This is a genomic window from Oscillibacter sp. CAG:155 (assembly GCA_000436875.1).
In the GTDB taxonomy this organism is placed as follows: Bacteria; Bacillota; Clostridia; order Oscillospirales; family Oscillospiraceae; genus Oscillibacter.
The window spans coordinates 7,325-23,813 of record FR890927.1; the positions used below are offsets into that span (position 1 = coordinate 7,325).

14 protein-coding genes are annotated in these 16,489 nt (G+C 63.4%); 2 read left to right on the forward strand and 12 right to left on the reverse strand.

Annotation, left to right across the window (positions count from 1 at the left end; translation table 11 throughout):
- Positions 1-201 precede the first annotated feature (201 nt).
- The 12 genes from QZL67_RS06780 to QZL67_RS06835 form a co-directional block, all read right to left on the reverse strand.
- Positions 202-1,713, reverse strand: a complete 1,512-nt coding sequence (locus QZL67_RS06780; protein WP_022289986.1) for an IMP dehydrogenase — start codon at positions 1,711-1,713, stop codon at positions 202-204.
- Positions 1,714-1,763: 50 nt separating this feature from the next.
- The gene (locus QZL67_RS06785) at positions 1,764-2,246 is read right to left on the reverse strand and encodes a GNAT family N-acetyltransferase (protein ID WP_022289987.1); all 483 of its coding nucleotides are present in this window, start codon (positions 2,244-2,246) and stop codon (positions 1,764-1,766) included.
- A 60-nt stretch (positions 2,247-2,306) separates the two neighbouring features.
- Complete coding sequence (locus tag QZL67_RS06790) at positions 2,307-5,987, reverse strand: phosphoribosylformylglycinamidine synthase (RefSeq protein ID WP_022289988.1); 3,681 nt, start codon at positions 5,985-5,987, stop codon at positions 2,307-2,309.
- A gap of 4 nt (positions 5,988-5,991) precedes the next feature.
- Positions 5,992-7,272 carry a phosphoribosylamine--glycine ligase gene (gene purD / locus QZL67_RS06795; protein WP_022289989.1) on the reverse strand — a complete coding sequence of 427 codons (1,281 nt, stop codon included), beginning with the start codon at positions 7,270-7,272 and terminating at the stop codon, positions 5,992-5,994.
- A 128-nt stretch (positions 7,273-7,400) separates the two neighbouring features.
- Complete coding sequence (locus QZL67_RS06800; RefSeq protein WP_022289990.1) at positions 7,401-8,579, reverse strand: phosphoribosylaminoimidazolecarboxamide formyltransferase; 1,179 nt, start codon at positions 8,577-8,579, stop codon at positions 7,401-7,403.
- A 15-nt stretch (positions 8,580-8,594) separates the two neighbouring features.
- A complete protein-coding gene (locus QZL67_RS06805) occupies positions 8,595-9,305 on the reverse strand; it encodes an IMP cyclohydrolase (protein WP_022289991.1) in 711 nt (236 codons plus the stop codon).
- Positions 9,302-9,922 (reverse strand): phosphoribosylglycinamide formyltransferase, encoded by a 621-nt coding sequence (purN, locus tag QZL67_RS06810; RefSeq protein ID WP_022289992.1) that lies wholly within the window; start codon positions 9,920-9,922, stop codon positions 9,302-9,304. The genes QZL67_RS06805 and purN overlap by 4 nt, the downstream gene beginning before the upstream one ends.
- On the reverse strand, positions 9,916-10,938 hold the full coding sequence (gene purM, locus QZL67_RS06815; RefSeq protein ID WP_022289993.1) for a phosphoribosylformylglycinamidine cyclo-ligase: 1,023 nt from the start codon (positions 10,936-10,938) through the stop codon (positions 9,916-9,918). Before purM ends, purN begins: the two co-directional genes overlap by 7 nt.
- Positions 10,931-12,454 carry an amidophosphoribosyltransferase gene (gene purF / locus QZL67_RS06820; RefSeq protein WP_022289994.1) on the reverse strand — a complete coding sequence of 508 codons (1,524 nt, stop codon included), beginning with the start codon at positions 12,452-12,454 and terminating at the stop codon, positions 10,931-10,933. The genes purM and purF overlap by 8 nt, the downstream gene beginning before the upstream one ends.
- Positions 12,441-13,160 carry a phosphoribosylaminoimidazolesuccinocarboxamide synthase gene (gene purC / locus QZL67_RS06825; protein ID WP_022289995.1) on the reverse strand — a complete coding sequence of 240 codons (720 nt, stop codon included), beginning with the start codon at positions 13,158-13,160 and terminating at the stop codon, positions 12,441-12,443. The genes purF and purC overlap by 14 nt, the downstream gene beginning before the upstream one ends.
- 59 nt (positions 13,161-13,219) lie before the next feature.
- The gene (gene purE, locus QZL67_RS06830; RefSeq protein WP_022289996.1) at positions 13,220-13,711 is read right to left on the reverse strand and encodes a 5-(carboxyamino)imidazole ribonucleotide mutase; all 492 of its coding nucleotides are present in this window, start codon (positions 13,709-13,711) and stop codon (positions 13,220-13,222) included.
- 17 nt (positions 13,712-13,728) lie between these two features.
- Complete coding sequence (locus tag QZL67_RS06835) at positions 13,729-14,454, reverse strand: GntR family transcriptional regulator (protein ID WP_022289997.1); 726 nt, start codon at positions 14,452-14,454, stop codon at positions 13,729-13,731.
- 259 nt (positions 14,455-14,713) lie between these two features.
- Here QZL67_RS06835 and QZL67_RS06840 point away from each other — a divergent pair, with 259 nt between their 5' ends.
- Positions 14,714-15,706: a 2-hydroxyacid dehydrogenase gene (locus tag QZL67_RS06840; RefSeq protein ID WP_022289998.1), complete on the forward strand. Its 993-nt coding sequence runs from the start codon at positions 14,714-14,716 to the stop codon at positions 15,704-15,706.
- Positions 15,707-15,709: 3 nt separating this feature from the next.
- On the forward strand, positions 15,710-16,222 hold the full coding sequence (locus QZL67_RS06845) for a shikimate kinase (protein WP_022289999.1): 513 nt from the start codon (positions 15,710-15,712) through the stop codon (positions 16,220-16,222).
- Positions 16,223-16,489 lie beyond the last annotated feature (267 nt).

Here is a 16,489-nt window from a genome sequence, read left to right on the forward strand (position 1 = left end):
TACATTATATAAATAAAGAACAGGAGCCGTCGGCGCAGATCTGCGCCGGCGGCTCTTTGTACTGTGTCTGCCGGACATTTTCCGGCGGACAACTTCTTCAGACGGCATCGCCCCGGCTGTGCGCAGGAAACGAAAACCCCCGGACAGGATTTTCCTGTCCGGGGATGATGCCATTGGAAGTGCTGCGCAGAGAGGAGCTTCTCAGCTGCGGTTGGCGGAGTTGGTGGTATCCTTGAGCAGCACGTCGTGGGCGCCGCCCTCCACGATGGAGACGGAGGACACCAGCGTCAGCTTGGCCTTCTCCCGCAGTTCGGGGATGGTCAGCGCGCCGCAGTTGCACATGGTGGAGCGGACCTTGGCCAGGGTGGTGGCCATGCCGTCGGAGAGCTTGCCGGCGTAGGGGACATAGGAGTCCACACCTTCCTCGAAGGAGAGCTTCGCGGCGCCGCCCAGGTCGTAGCGCTGCCAGTTCCGGGCACGGGCGCTGCCCTCGCCCCAGTACTCCTTCATATAGCTGCCGCCGATGAGAACCTTGCTGGTGGGAGACTCGTCGAACCGAGAGAAGTACCGGCCCAGCATGCAGAAATCCGCGCCCATGGCCAGGGCCAGAGTGATGTGGTAGTCCTGCACGATGCCGCCGTCGGCGCAGATGGGGACGTAGATGCCGGTCTCCTCAAAGTACTTGTCCCGCTCCGCAGCCACGTCGATGACCGCAGTGGCCTGACCGCGGCCGATGCCCTTGGTCTCCCGGGTGATGCAGATGGAGCCGCCGCCGATGCCGATCTTCACGAAGTCGGCGCCGCAGTCCGCCAGGAAGCGGAAGCCCTCGCCGTCCACCACGTTGCCGGCGCCCACCTTCACGGTGTCGCCGTAGCGGCTGCGGATCCAGTCCAGAGTGCGCTTCTGCCACTCGGAATAGCCCTCGGAGGAGTCGATCACCAGCACATCCACGCCGGCCTCTACCAGAGCGGGCACCCGCTCCTCATAGTCCCGGGTGTTGATGCCGGCGCCAACCACATAGCGCTTCTGGGCGTCCAGCAGTTCCAGGGGGTTGCCCTTGTGGGAGTCATAGTCCTTGCGGAACACGAAGGCCACCAGGTGGCCGTCGGCAGAGACGATGGGCAGCGCGTTGAGCTTGTGGTCCCAAATGATGTCGTTGGCGCTTTTCAGGCTGGTGCCCTCAGGGGCGGAGATGATCTTCTCCACCGGCGTCATGAAAGTCTCCACCCGGGTGGTGGGGTCCATGCGGCTGACCCGGTAATCCCGGCTGGTCACAAGGCCCAGCAGCTTGCCGGTGCCGGTGCCGTCGTCGGTGACGGCCATGGTGGAGTGACCGGTACGCTCCTTCAGTGCCAGCACGTCCGCCAGGGTATCGCCCACCCGCAGGTTGGAATCGCTGGTGACGAAGCCGGCCTTGTAATTTTTCACCTTGCGCACCATCTCTGCCTGCTGCTCGATGGGCTGGGAGACATAGATGAAGGCAATGCCGCCCTCACGGGCCAGGGCGATGCCCATGTTCTCACCGGAGACGGACTGCATGACGGCGGAGACCATGGGGACGTTCATGGTCAGGGGGCAGGTCTCGCCCTTGCGGTAGCGGACCACCGGCGTCTGCAAAGAGACGTTGGCGGGGATGCACTCGGAGGAGGAGTAGCCGGGGACCAGCAGATATTCACTGAAGGTGCGGGAAGGTTCCTTGAAAAAATATGCCATGGTGTGACCTCTTTTCTTAGATTTTCAAAGCGGGGAAGGGACAGCGGACCTCACAGGTCCAGCTGCAGGAACAAAGTGGTATCCAGGGGGGAGTTGTTGTAGCGGGGAGCGTCGGTAAAGCCCAGGCTCCGGTAGAGACGAATGGCGCTTTCCAGAAAGGGCAGCGTGTCCAGCAGAATCCGTCGGTAGCCGATGGCCCGGGCATCCCGGATGATCTGCTCCGTCAGCAGCCGGGCAAGGCCCCGGCGCCGAAAGGCGGGACGCACATAGAGCCGCTTGAGCTCACAGCGCTTGGCATCCAGTTTGCGCAGGGCGATGCAGCCTGCCGGTGCGCCGTCCTGAAGGGCCAGATACAGCCGTCCGTCCGGCAGGCCGTATTTGCCCTCCAGGTGCCGGAGCTCCTCATCGTAATCCTGAAGCTCCAGGTAGGCCGCAAAAGCCGGGTCCTGGGTAACCAGCATTCGGGTATATTCGGAAAACAGCGCGCCGATCTCTGCGGGGCGGTCATATGCCAGCAGCAGTTTGGTCTCCATACCGGTCTCCTTTGGAAAGATTTCCGCTATGATACCACATCCGGCGGGATTTGTCACCGGTTAAATGGAGAAATATGCCCGGGCGGAGGTGAAGAGATGCAGATCGTAATTGCCGGGGACGTTCCGGTACAGGGCGGAGCCTACCCGCTCGGAGTGGCCCATCTTGCCCAGCACCCGTCCGTCGGGAGAGGTGATGCCCTCCACGGCCCAGATGGAGCCGTTGGGGTTGAACTGCACGTCCATGGTGGGGGCGCCGTCCAGATCCACATACTGGGTAGCGATCTGGCCGTTTTCTGCCAGTTTGCCCAGCAGCTCCTCGGAGCAGAGGAAGCGGCCCTCGCCGTGGGAGATGGGAACGCTCACCACATCGCCCACCTGGACGCCGGAGAGCCACGGGGAGCGGTTGGACACCACGCGGGTGCGGACGATCTTGGACTGATGGCGGCCGATGACGTTGAAGCTGAGGGTGGGGGAGTTCTTGTCGGGGTCCCGGATCTCGCCGTAAGGCACGAGGCCCAGCTTGATGAGGGCCTGGAAACCGTTGCAGATACCGAGGCACAGGCCGTCCCGGTTCTTCAGCAGCTCCATGGTGGCGTCGGCCACGGCGGGATTGCGGAAGAAGGCAGTGATGAACTTGCCGGAGCCGTCCGGCTCGTCGCCGCCGGAGAAGCCGCCGGGGATGAAGATGATCTGGCTCTCCTGAGCCGCCTTGGCAAACCGGGTGGCGGAGTCCGCCACGCCGACGGCGGTCTGGTTGTTCACCACCAGGATCTCTGGGGTCAGACCGGCCCGCAGCACGGCACGGGCGCTGTCATACTCGCAGTTGGTGCCGGGGAACACGGGGATCAGCACCTTGGGCTCGGCGACACCCACCTTGGGGGCCGCCCGGAAGAAGGCAGGGGCCTCCAGCGTGGGAACCGTCTCAGGGACGGATGGGGTGCGGTTGGGATAGACGTCTTCCAGAACGCTCTCATTGAGGGAGAGCAGCTCGTCAATGGAGGCGCTGTCCCCGGGCAGGGAGATCACGGCCTCCTCTGTGGTGGTGCCCAAAACCTCCGCGCCGGCGGGGGCCTCCGTCAGTTCCGCCACGATGGCGCCGGGACGGAGGGCGGCCCAGTCCAGATCCTTCCGGTCGGAGGCAAAGCCGATGCGGTTGCCGAAGGACATGTTCATGACCGCCTCATGCAGCCCGTTTTCCACAGCCCAGGCCGCCCGGACCTTGCCGGCGGCGCACAGGGCGTGGAAGGCATCCCAGGCCTTCTTGAGACCGTCGGCGGTTCCGTCTCCGGCGAAGAGGCACACAGGATCGCCCGCGGCCTTGAACTCCGGGGAGAGAACGTCACCTGCCTTGGCAGGGGCAATGGCGAAGGAGATCAGGGTGGGGGGGACGTCCATATCCAGGAAGGAGCCGGACATGGAGTCCTTGCCGCCGATGGCGGCGATCTGGAGATCCAGCTGGGCGCTCAGGGCACCCAGCAGTGCAGAGAAGGGCTTGCCCCAGCGGCTGGGGTCCTCCCGCAGCTTTTCAAAGTACTCCTGGAATGTGAGATAGGCCAGGTGATAGTCACAGCCGGCGGCGGTGAGTTTCGCCACCGAGGTGATCACAGATTCGTAGGCGCCCTGGAAGGGATCGGCGCTCATCCGGGCCGGGTCAAAGCCCCAGGCCATCACGGAGCAGTCCTCCGTCTCCTGACCGGGCAGCACCGGCAGCAGCGCGGCCATGGCCTGAGCCGGGGTTCGCTGAGTCTTGCCGCCGAAGGGCATCAGTACGCTGCCGGCGCCGATGGTGGAGTCGAACCGCTCTCCAAGGCCCCGCCGGGAGGCGCATTTCAGGCTGGAGGCCATCTCCCGCAAGGAGGCAGGCACCGTCTCCGGCTGGGCCGGGGCGGCGGGGGCGTCCACCCGGACAGTGGTGTGCTTGGCGGCGCCGTTGGTGTCCAGAAAGGCACGGCTCAGGTCTACGATAGTGTGGCCCTGCCAGTGCATGACCATCCGGGGGCTCTCCGTGACCACGGCCACGGGATAGGCCTCCAGGTTCTCCCGCCCGGCGGCGGCGATGAAATCGTCCGCGTCCTCGGGGGCCACCACCACGGCCATCCGCTCCTGGGACTCGGAGATGGCGAGCTCCGTGCCGTCCAGGCCCTCGTATTTCTTGCGCACCGCATCCAGATTGATGTCCAGACCGTCCGCCAGCTCGCCGATGGCCACGCTGACGCCGCCGGCGCCGAAGTCGTTGCAGCGCTTGATGCGCTTGGTGACGGAGCCATCCCGGAACAGCCGCTGGATCTTCCGCTCCTCGGGGGCGTTTCCCTTCTGGACCTCGGAGGCCATGGTGGTCAGGGACTTGCGGTTATGACTCTTGGAGGAACCGGTGGCGCCGCCGATGCCGTCCCGGCCGGTGCGGCCGCCCAGCAAAATCACCACATCACCGGGGGCGGGACGCTCCCGGACCACGTTCTCCGCTGGGGCAGCGCCCACCACAGCGCCCACTTCCAGGTGCTTTGCAACATAGCCCGGGTCGTAGACCTCGCTGACAAGGCCGGTGGCAAGTCCGATCTGGTTTCCGTAGCTGGAGTAACCGGCAGCGGCGGTCTGGGCCAGCTTGCGCTGGGGGAGCTTGCCGGGCAGGGTCTTGGACACCGGGGTGCGGGGATCACCGCAGCCGGTGACCCGCATGGCCTGGTACACATAGGCCCGGCCGGACAGGGGGTCCCGGATGCAGCCGCCGATGCAGGTGGCGGCGCCGCCGAAGGGCTCGATCTCCGTGGGGTGATTGTGGGTCTCGTTCTTGAACATCAACAGCCAGTCCTGAGGCTCTCCGTCCACCGTGGCGGTGACGTGGATGGAGCAGGCGTTGATCTCCTCGCTCTGGTCCAGATTCTGGAGGAGGCCACGTTTCTTCAGCACCTTGGCGCCGATGGTGGCCATGTCCATCAGAGTCTGGGGGCGGACAGCGGCCTTCTCCGCTCCGTAGACCTCTTCACGGGCGGCAAGGTAGCGGTCATAGGCGGCCTTGGCATCCTCGTCCAGGATCTCCACAGCGTCGATGTGGGTGGAGAAAGTAGTGTGGCGGCAGTGATCGGACCAATAGGTATCCACCACACGGACCTCCGTGATGGTGGGGTCCCGGTGCTCGTCATCCCGGAAGTGGGCCTGAAGGAATTTCAGGTCGTCCAGGTCCATGGCAAGGCCCAGCTTGTCCAGCAGCTGGGAAAGGCCCGCCTCATCCAGGGCGGTGAAGCCGGTGATGGTCTCCACGGTGGTGGGAACCTCTACCTCCATCTGGAGGGTGTCCACTTCCTCCAGACCGGCCTCCCGGGCCTCCACGGGGTTGATGACGTAGTGCTTGATCTTCTCCACGTCGGCGGGGGTCAGCTCACCGGAGAGCAGATATACCTTGGCGGTGCGGACCGTGGGCCGCTCTCCTTGGGTCAGCAGCTGGATGCAGGCTCTGGCGGAGTCCGCCCGCTGGTCGAACTGGCCCGGCAGGTATTCCACGGCAAAGGCAATGTCGTCCTCATTGGGAAGGGCGGCGGTGGCGTCGTCCACCTGAGGCTCGGAGAACACCGTCTGCACGGCCCGGCGGAAGGTCTCTTCGTCCAGACCCTCCACGTCATAGCGGTTGAGGACCCGCAGCCCTGTCAGGGCGGTGATCCCCAGAAAGCTCTTGAGCTCATTGAGCAGCCCGGCGGCCTCCTGCCGCAGGGCGGGCTTTTTCTCTACATAAATGCGGCGTACCATCGTCTCATCCTTTCAAAGCGCGCAGCGCCCGCTGTCCGATATCATGGCGCAGGTATTTTCCTTCAAATTCCACGGTCTCCGCGGCGGCATAGGCGTCGCGCAGGGCTTCCTCCAGCGTGGGGGCGGAGGCGGTGATGCCCAGGACCCGGCCGCCGCTGGTGACCAGCTGGCCGTCGGGGGTCAGTGCGTCTCCCGCGTGGTAGCAGGTGACGTTGGCGGGGAAGGCCGCAGGCAGCGTGATGGGCTTTCCCTTTTCATAGTGGGTGGGATAGCCGCCGGAGGCCAGGATCACGCAGGCGGCGGCGCCGTCGGACCATTCCACGGAGAGGTCGGAGAGCGTCTCATTTTCCACGGCCTGCATGATGGCCAAAAGATCCGTCTTCAAAAGCGGCAGTACCACCTGGGTCTCCGGGTCGCCGAAGCGGCAGTTGTACTCGATGACCTTGGGGCCGTCCGGCGTGAGCATCAGCCCGAAGTAGAGGCAGCCCTTGAAGGGGCAGCCCTCCGCCCGCATGGCTGCCAGAGTGGGCAGGAAAATGGTGTCCATGCAGACCCGGGCGATCTCGGGGGTGTAGCAGGGGTTGGGGGCCACAGTGCCCATGCCGCCGGTGTTGAGCCCGGTGTCCCCGTCGCCGGAGCGCTTGTGGTCCATGGAGGAGACCATGGGCGCTATGGCGGTACCGTCGGTGAAGGCCAGCACGCTGACCTCGGGGCCGGTGAGGAACTCCTCCACCACGATTTGATTGCCGGAGGCGCCGAAGACCTTGTCCTCCATGATGGATTTGACCGCCGTCTCCGCCTCGGCGAGAGACTGGGGGATCAGAACGCCCTTGCCCAGCGCCAGACCGTCGGCCTTGATGACGATGGGGAAGGAGGCGGTGCGCAGGTAGTCCAGCGCCTTTTCCGGCGCGTCAAACACCTCATAGCGGGCGGTGGGGATGTGGTATTTTTGCATCAGGTTCTTGGAAAAGACCTTGCTGGCCTCGATGCGGGCGGCTTTGGCGTCCGGTCCGAAGCAGGGAATGCCCGCCTCATGGAGCCGGTCCACGCAGCCCAGGGCCAGAGGATCGTCCGGCGCCACCACGGCGAAATCGATGGCATGGGCAACGGCAAAGTCCACGATGGCGTCAATGTCCTTGGCACCGATCTCCGGGACGCACACGGCGTCCTGGGCGATGCCGCCGTTGCCCGGCAGGGCGTAGACGGTCTCTACTGCCGGATTTTCCTTGAGCTTTTTGATGATGGCGTGTTCGCGGCCACCGCCGCCGACGACCAGAAGATTCATGGAAGTCCTCCTTGTATCGTATCGATTTCTCCGTGAGACCCGGAGATCAAACGGCGCCGCACCGGAAGAGACGGCGGGCGCTTGGAACAGTGGAAGGCGAGGGGGAGCGTGCTCCCCCTCGTTGCGTATCAATGATGGAACAGCCGCATGCCGGTGAAGGCCATCACCATGCCGTACTTGTTGGCGGTGGCGATAACGTTGTCATCCCGGATGGAGCCGCCCGGCTCGGCGATGTACAGCGCGCCGGACTTGCGGGCCCGCTCCACGTTGTCGCCGAAGGGGAAGAAGGCGTCGGAGCCCACGGTCAGGCCGTACTGGGTGGCGATCCAAGCCTTTTTCTCCTCTGCGGTCAGAGGCTCGGGCTTGACGGTGAAGGTCTGCTGCCAGGTGCCGTCGGCCAAGATATCCTCGTACTCATCGGAGGTGTAGATGTCGATGGCGTTGTCCCGGTCGGGGCGGCGGATACCGTCCACAAACCGCAGGCCCAGCACCTTGGGATGGTGGCGCAGCCACCAGTTGTCTGCCTTGTTGCCGGCAAGGCGAGTGCAGTGGATGCGGCTTTGCTGGCCGGCGCCTACGCCGATGGCCTGACCGTCCTTCACATAGCACACGGAGTTGGACTGAGTGTACTTGAGGGTGATGAGGGCCACGATCATGTCCCGGCGGGCGGCGGCGGGCAGGTCTTTGTTTTCCGTGACGATGTTGTTCAGCAGTGCGTCGTTGATCTCAAAGTTGTTCCGGCCCTGCTGGAAGGTGACGCCGAAGACGTCCTTGTACTCCTGGGGGGCGGGGACATAGTTGGGATCGATCTCCACAATGTTGTAATTGCCTTTTTTCTTGGTCTTGAGGATCTCCAGGGCTTCGTCGGTATAGCCGGGGGCAATGATGCCGTCAGACACCTCGTACTTAAGATAGCGGGCGGTGGCGGCGTCGCACACGTCGGAGAGGGCCGCCCAGTCGCCGTAGGAGCACAGGCGGTCAGCACCCCGGGCCCGGATGTAGGCACAGGCGATGGGGGTCAGTTCCGCGTCGGGGTCCACGAAGTAGATCTTCCGGTCCACATCGCTCAGGGACAGGCCCACGGCCGCACCGGCGGGGGAGACATGCTTGAAGCTGGCGGCGGCGGGCAGGCCGGTGGCGGCCTTCAGCTCCTTGGCCAGCTGCCAGGAGTTGAGAGCGTCAAGAAAGTTGATGTAGCCCGGCTTGCCGTTCCGCACGGTGATGGGCAGGTCGGAGCCGTCCCGCATGAAGATACGGGACGGCTTTTGATTGGGGTTGCAGCCATATTTCAGTTCCAGTTCGTTCATGGCGAGGCTCCTTCCTTATTGATGAACGTTCAGAATTCGCTGCTCAAACGCCCGGGTCTCCAGATCAGTGAAGCGGACGAAGAGAGAGATCTTGTTCTGGGGGTTCAGGTTGTCCCACAGCTCGGCGGTAAAGGCGTCGATGCCGCCCCGGATGGCCACCCGCTCCGGCTCGCCCTGGAACGTGGGGATGGGGTTGCCGTCGGTGACGTAGGTGTGCAGGAAATGGCCGATGCCGGGCAGGGGGGGATACTCAAAGGTCTGGCGGACGCAGCCGGAGCCCTCGGCGTCCGCAGACTTCAAAATGGAGAGCTTGTAACTTCCGTCGGGGCTCAGGAGCCCGGAGATGCGGGGCGTCCAGTTGGGGCCGTCCGGCTCGAACTCCCGGGTCCGCAGGGCTTGTTCCATGGGAAGCCCCCGCTCCAAAAATTCCAGAATGGTGTCGGTCTGGTCGCCGTTGGTGACGATGAGTCCCCGGCCCATCTCCCGGACGGGATGGTAGATGATGAGACTGGGGTCCTCCAGCTTGGAGGGGTCATAGGCCTCCGTCCGGATGCCGTCGGGCTCCTCCACAAAGATGCGGTTGCGGCTGTTGGAGCTGCGGCCCATGATGAAGTAGGCGGCCACGGAGCACTTTCCGTCGGGGGTCTCACCCAGGACGATGCCCCGGCCGGGATAGGGATTGGAGGCCAGCTTTTCCCCAAGCAGGCCGGTTTCATAGACGTTCATGCGTGATTCTCCTTTTCCTGTGCGATCTGGGCGGAGAGCAGCTCTGCCGCCTGGGGCAGCAGAATCCACTCCGCCTGCTCCATCACCCGGCGCTGGAGGACCTCCGGCGTGTCGCCGGGAAGGACCTCCACTGCCTTTTGCAGCAAAATGCGCCCGCCGTCAGGGATCTCGTTGACCAGGTGGACCGTGGCGCCGGTGACTTTCACGCCCCGGCTGAGGGCGGCCTCGTGGACCTTGAGCCCGTAGTAGCCCTTCCCGCAGAAGGCGGGGATCAGGGAGGGGTGAATGTTCACGATGCGGTCCGGCCAGCGCTGGACGAATTCCTCGGACAAGATGGAGAGGAACCCGGCCAGGACGATGAGGTCCACCCGGTATTCTGTGAGCTTTTCCGAGAGGGTGGCCTCAAACGCCGTCTGGTCCATGCCCTTGCGGGGTACGGCAAAGCCGGGGACACCGTGGTTTTTCGCCCGTTCCAGGGCGTAGGCCCCTGCTGTGCTGGAGAGGACCACCACGATCTCCCCGTGGGGGATGGCGCCGGACTCCTGGGCCTTGAGCAGGGCCTCCAGGTTGGTGCCGCCGCCGGAGACGAACACGGCAATGCGGGCTTTGCTCAGCATAGGATCACCCGCTCGTCGCTTTCCACGATCTCACCGATGACATAGGCGTCGCCCAGAGCGGCCATGGCCTTGTCTGCGTCGTCGGGAGAGACGATCACGGTCATGCCCACGCCCATATTAAAGGTGTTGAACATGTCCCGCTCCGGGATGGAGCCCATGGACTGAAGCATGGCGAAAATGGGTGGCGTCTTGATGGCGGCCTTGTCGATCTTGGCGGCCAGGCCCTCCGGCAGGCAGCGGGGGATATTCTCAAAGAAGCCGCCGCCCGTGATGTGGCTCACGCCCTTCACCGTTGCCTCCTCCATGCAGCGCAGAACGGGCTTGACATAGATGCGGGTGGGGGTGAGCAGGGCCTCGCCCAGGGTCTGGCCCAGGTCCTCGCAGTGGAGGTTCAGATTGGCGTGCTCCACGTTGAAAACCTGGCGCACCAGGGAATAGCCGTTGGAGTGGATGCCAGAGGAAGGCAGGGCCAGCACCACGTCGCCGGGGCGCATGGTATTCTGGTCGATGATCTTGGGCTTGTCCACGATACCCACGGAAAAGCCCGCCAGGTCGTAGTCCTCCGCACCCATCATGCCGGGGTGCTCGGCAGTCTCGCCGCCGATGAGGGCGCAGCCCGCCTGGACGCAGCCCTCGGCCACGCCGGCGACGATGTCAGCCACCTTCTCCGGCACGTTCTTGCCGATGGCGATGTAGTCCAGGAAGAACAGCGGCTTTGCGCCGCAGCAGATGATATCGTTGACGCACATGGCCACGCAGTCGATGCCCACGGTGTCGTGCTTGTCCAGCAGCTGGGCGATGCGCAGCTTGGTGCCCACGCCGTCGGTGCCGGAGACCAGCACCGGCTCCTGCATGCCGCTCAGGTCCGGGGCAAACAGTCCGCCGAAGCCGCCGATGTCGGAGACCACGCCGGGAATCATGGTGCGCTTGACATGGGCGCTCATGAGCTTGACGCCCTCATAGCCGGCGGTGATGTCCACACCGGCCTTCCGGTAGCTTTCCGAAAAACTACGCATGCTGCTTCTCCTTTTCACTGATCTTACACTCAAAGCGGTCCTTGCCGCCGTCCTTGGGAACAGAGGTGGGATAGCCGCCGCCGAAGCAGGCGGTGCAGAAACCGTCCTCCGTGTTGTCCGCCAGCTTCACTACATCCTGCAGGCTCAGATAGCCCAGGGAGTCCACGCCGATGATCTTGGCGATCTCCTCCACGGAGTGGTTGTTGGCGATGAGCTTGCTGGGGTCGTCGATGTCGGTGCCGTAGTAGCAGGCGGCCACAAAGGGCGGCGCGCTGACCCGCATGTGGATCTCCTTGGCACCGGCCCGCCGCAGCAGGTCGATGGTCCGGCGGCAGGTGGTGCCCCGGACGATGGAGTCGTCGATCAGCACCACGCGCTTGCCCTCCACCACGGAGCGGATGGGGTTGAGCTTGATGTTGACCTCGTTTTCCCGCATGGACTGGGTGGGGGAGATGAAAGTACGGCCGATGTACTTATTCTTGATAAAGCCCATGCCGTAGGGGATGCCGGACTGCCGGGCATAGCCCAGGGCGGCATCCAGGCCGGAGTCGGGCACGCCCACCACGATGTCCGCCTGAACGGGATGCTCCAGCGCCAGGAAGGCACCGGCCCGCTGGCGGGCCACATGGACGCTGGACCCGTCGATGACGGAGTCCGGCCGGGCAAAGTAGATGAACTCAAATACGCACAGCCGCTTGGGGACCTTGTTGCAGTGGCGGGTGTCGGACTTGACGCCGCTGCGGTCCACCACCACGATCTCACCGGGGCGGATGTCCCGCTCGAACCGGGCGCCCACGGCGTCCAGCGCGCAGGACTCGGAGGCGAAGACCACCGATCCGTCCTTGAGCCGGCCCATGCACAGCGGGCGGAACCCGTGGGGGTCCCGGGCGGCGATGAGCTTGGTGGGGGAGGAGATCACCAGGGAGTAGGCGCCCTCGATCCGGTCCATGGCGGCGGCCACGGCCTCCTCAATGGAGGGGGTCCGCAGGCGCTCCTGGACGATGATGTAGGCGATGACCTCGGAGTCCGTGGTGGTCTGGAAAATGGAGCCCCGGCTCTCCAGCTCGGAGCGCAGCTCGTGGGAGTTGGTGAGGTTGCCGTTGTGGGCCAGGGCCATGCGGCCCTTGTAGTGGTTGACCAGGATGGGCTGGACGTTGCGCTTGTTGTCGCTGCCGGTGGTACCGTAGCGCACGTGGCCCACGGCGATGTTGCCGGTGCCAAGAGCCTGCAGCCGCTCCTGGGGGAAGACTTCGCTCACCAGCCCCACGTCCCGGTAGGAGGTGAAGACACCGTCGTCGTTGACGGCGATGCCCGCACTCTCCTGGCCCCGGTGCTGCAGGGCATAGAGGGCGTAATACGCGAGGGAGGCCACGTCGGCCGTGGTCTGGGAATACACGCCGAAGACGCCGCACTCTTCGTGGATGTGGCGCTCCTCAGCGATCTGGCCCCGGGCCGCGCACGCTGAAGGCGCGGCGCAGTGCAGGGGGCAGCTGCTGCACGCCTTAGTCTGCATCATGGGCCAGCAGTCTCTTCATGATCTCGGCGTAAGCGTCCTCCACGCCGCCCAGATCCCGGCGGAAGCGGTCCTTGTCCAGCTTTTCGTGGGTCTTGCTGTCCCACAGGCGGCAGGTGTCGGGGCTGATCTCGTCAGCCAGAACGATGGTGCCGTCGCTGAGCTTGCCGAACTCCAGCTTGAAGTCCACCAGCGTTACGCCGCACTCGGCCCAGAAGGCCTTGAGGACGTCGTTGACGGTGAAGGCGTACTTCTTGATGGTCTCGATCTCCTCGGCGGTGGCCAGCTTCAGGGCCAGAGCGTGGTAGCTGTTGAGCAGGGGATCGCCCAGCTCGTCGTTCTTATAGGAGAATTCAATGGTGGGGGCGTCGAACACGATGCCTTCCTCCACGCCGTAGCGCTTGGCGAAGGAGCCGGCGGAGATGTTGCGGATGATGACCTCCAGAGGAACGATGGCGACCTTCTTCACCAGGGTCTCCCGCTCGCTGAGCTCCTTGACGAAGTGGGTGGGGACACCGGCCTTTTCCATACGGACCATGAGGCGGTTGGTCATCTGGTTGTTGATGACGCCCTTGCCGACGATGGTGCCCTTCTTCAGGCCGTTGAACGCGGTGGCGTCATCCTTGTAGTCCACGATGTACAGCTCGGGATCGTCCGTCTTGAAAACCTTCTTGGCCTTGCCTTCGTAAACCTGCTCTAACTTCTGCATGAGAATTCTCCTTTTCCTCTATTTTTATCAATGGATTGATGAAGGGATAGGTGCCGGGGTCAGCCCAGCTCTGCCTGGAGCTTTGCCTCCTTGGCTTCGATCTGGGCGGCCATCTCCACACGAGCCGCATCCAGTTTGGCGGCCAGGGCGTCGTCGCTCACCGCCAGGATCTGGGCTGCCAGGACAGCGGCGTTCTTGGCGCCGTTCAGGGCCACGGTGGCCACGGGGATGCCGCTGGGCATCTGGACGGTGGCCAGCAGTGCGTCCAGTCCGTCCATAGCGCCGCCTTTCATGGGGATGCCGATCACCGGCAGCGTGGAATTTCCGGCGAAGGCACCCGCCAGGTGGGCGGCCATGCCTGCGGCGCAGATCAGCACGCCGAACCCGTTGGCCCGGGCGTTTTTAGCGAACTCTGCCGCCTGGGCGGGGGTGCGGTGGGCGCTGAGGATATGGGCTTCATAGGGGATGCCGAAGTCCGCCAACTGCTGGCAGGCGGCTTTGACGACGGGCCAGTCGGAATCCGAACCCATGATTACAGCTACTTTTTTCATAGTGGAGTGTCTCCTTCTTACAGTTTTTTCCGCATGACGGTGAGGCGGAAGATCCCGTCCACAAAATATTCCCGGGAGCAGAACACCGGCTTGCCGTCAATATCGAAGTCCACCTCGTCCATGTTCAGAAGCGGCGTGCCGATGGGGATCTGGAAGATCTCGCTCAGGGCGGCGTCTGCCGCGGCGGGGCGCACATCCGTCAGATCCATGTAGGCGTTGACGCCGCAGAACTGCTGGAGGAAATGGAAAATGGGGAGCTTGAGGTCCTTGAGGGTGTAATTGCCCTTGGCAATCGCCTTTTCAATCACGTCTTCGCAGTAGATGGCGGGTTTTTCGTCGGCGGTGCAGAGGCGGGCGATGCGGATGATGGGGGTGCCCTCCGGGATCTGCAGCTGGTCGGCGATCTTGGCATCGGCGGTACCGTCGGACACCCGGACAAAGGCCACTGCGGCCTGGTGACCGCTCTGGCGGATCATGTCCAGAAATTCCACCTCAATGTCCATGCGGGTCTGCACGTTCAGTACATGGCGGTTGATGATGGTGCCCACGCCGTGGCGGCGGGTGATAAAGCCCTCCCGTTCCAGAGAGGCCAGAATGTCCCGCAGCTGTGTGCGGCTGATGCCGAGCCGCTCCGACAAAACGCTCTCCCGGGGGAGGCGCTCGCTGGAGGCGTATTCGCCATTTTTCATGGAGGCGAGCAGCTGGGCGCGGATCGTTTTGGACTGCGTGAGCTGACTGCTCATAGTGGTTCACCTCGTGTCAAGATTAAAAGATAGATAGTAATACCTTTAAGGTCGTACCTATTGTATCTGATTTCCAGATTCTGTGCAAGTAGCAAAACTGACAGTTTGCGCGGCCTTTTGCTCTTTTGCCTTGTGAAGGCTGTTCCCGCCGGAGGGAAGGCAGAGGAAACGCTGGTTTTTCGTGTGATTTGACCGTGTACATTTGTCCGCGGGATGGTATAATGAAACAGAATTCTAATTGTAAAGGAAGCGCTGTACCATGAAGATCTTGATCTTGGGCGATCAGGCCCGGTATGAAAAATATATGCCCGTGCTGCCCTTTATCCGGCAGCAGGAGCTGGTGTTTTTGGACAAGAGCAGCAGTCTGGATGCAGTCCTGGCCGCCGCACCGGACGCGGCCATTTTGTTCGTGGATGCCATTACGGCGGTGCCTGCGGAGTGGATTCAGGCACTGCCCCAGCTGAAAATGATCCACTCCGAGGGCGTGGCTTATGATAAGATCGACCTTGCCGCCGCCCGGGAACGGGGAATCTATGTCTGCAACAACAAGGGCTGCAACGCCGGGGCTGTGGCCGAACAGGCGATCATGCTGATGCTGATGCTCCTGCGCCATGGCCGGACGGGAGACCTGGCCGTCCGGGAAGGCCGTCAGATGGAAGTGAAGGAGCGCTACATGCAAAACGGCATCCGAGAGCTGTCTGCCTGCCGGGTGGGCTTGGTGGGCTTTGGTGATATTGCCAAAGCCACAGCGGAGCGGCTGGCGCCGTTTGGATGCGAGATGGTCTACTACTCCAAGCACCGCCGGGACCGGGAGGAGGAAGAGCGGTACGGTGTGACATACCTCTCTTTGGAGGAATTGACAGCCAGCTGCGATATCGTGAGCCTCCACTGTGCTGTCAACGATGAGACCCGGGGTATGGTAGACCAGACGTTTTTGAACCGGATGCGCCGGGACGCCTATCTCATCAATACCGCCCGGGGAGACCTGGTGGACAACGAGGCGTTGCGGCAGGCGCTTCTGGATGGAAAGCTGGCCGGTGTGGGTTTGGATACTCTGGCGCCGGAGCCGGTGACGGCGGATCATCCGCTGGTGACACTGCCCGCACCGGTCTGTGACCGGGTGGTGTTCTCCCCCCATCTGGGCGGGATCACCGAGGCATCCTTCCGCCGGGCGCACCTGCACATGTGGCGGAATGCGGAGCGGGTGGTGGATGGCCACAAGCCCGACGACATTGTAAACGGAGTTTTGTAATTCATGAAGAACATTATTTTAATTGGTATGCCGGGGACCGGCAAAAGCGTGGTGGGGCGGTCTCTGGCGGAGCGCCTGGGGTATGCGTTTATAGACGCGGATGATCTTATTGTCCAGGCCACTGGTAAGACGCTGCCGGAGATTTTGCGGACGGAGGGCGTGGATGCGCTGCTGTCTGTAGAGGGCCGCGTGGGGCAGACGCTGGAGTGCTCCAACACGGTGGTGGCCACCGGCGGCAGCATGGTCCTCTCCGAGGCGGCCATGGACCACTTGCGGGAAAACGGTGTGGTGGTCTGGCTGGAGACGCCTTTGAGCCAGATCAGCGACCGCATGCCGGAAGATCTGACGGACCGGGGGATTGCCGCGCCGCCGGGCATGGGAATCCGGGAGATCTATGCCCAGCGGGAAGGGCTCTACGCCAAGTATGCGGACGTGATCGTGGCCAGCCGTCCCGGCGAGGACGATACCGCCCATCAGGTGGAGGAAGTCCTGCGGACCGTGGGAATGAAGCTGTAAAATACCCGGTTCGGGGAATGGGCGGTCCTCCGGGCCACTCGAACAAAAAACAGTCAGCGCCCGGACGAATCCGTCCGGGCGCTTTGCGCAGGCAGTACCGCTTGATGAAAGAGACCGGGAAATCCCGGGCAGCTCTGCGGCGGAGAAAAAATTTCAAAAAAGTGAACGGATTCTCCTTGGGCAAACGTATTAGGAGTGAAGGCACAACCAAAGATCCGGATACTGAGGGGAGGATTCACATGAAAAAAGCACTGATTGGAATTTTGG